Consider the following 309-nt stretch of genomic DNA (forward strand, 5'->3'; position numbering starts at 1 on the left):
GCGAGGAGCCCGGCCGCAGGCAGTGATCGGCCGGCGCCCGGTGCGGCGCCCTGTTTTCGGCAAGCTTTCGCCAAGCGAGGGCCCGAATGGGCGGAATGATTCCGGCCGTCGCGGGGCGGGATTGCGCGGCCGCGGTCGGCCGTAGCATTGCTCGCCCCGAGAACAGGCGAGGGGATGGGCGACATGTCGCAGGCCAGCGATCTCGAACGGCTGATGCTGGAGCTGATCAACGCCGAGCGCGCGGCGAACGGGCTGCCGCCGCTGCAGCTCGAGCTGCGCCTCAACGCCTCGGCGGAGGACCACAGCGAG

1 protein-coding gene is annotated in these 309 nt (G+C 71.8%); it reads left to right on the forward strand.

All coding sequences use genetic code 11. From position 1 onward, the window contains the following. Nucleotides 1-213 precede the first annotated feature (213 nt). Nucleotides 214-309: CAP domain-containing protein (locus DRV85_RS19755; RefSeq protein WP_338066979.1), on the forward strand; the 96-nt coding region annotated here is incomplete at its 3' end.

Origin of the sequence: Rhodosalinus halophilus, assembly GCF_003298775.1 — a bacterium.
Classification (GTDB): domain Bacteria; phylum Pseudomonadota; class Alphaproteobacteria; order Rhodobacterales; family Rhodobacteraceae; genus Rhodosalinus; species Rhodosalinus halophilus.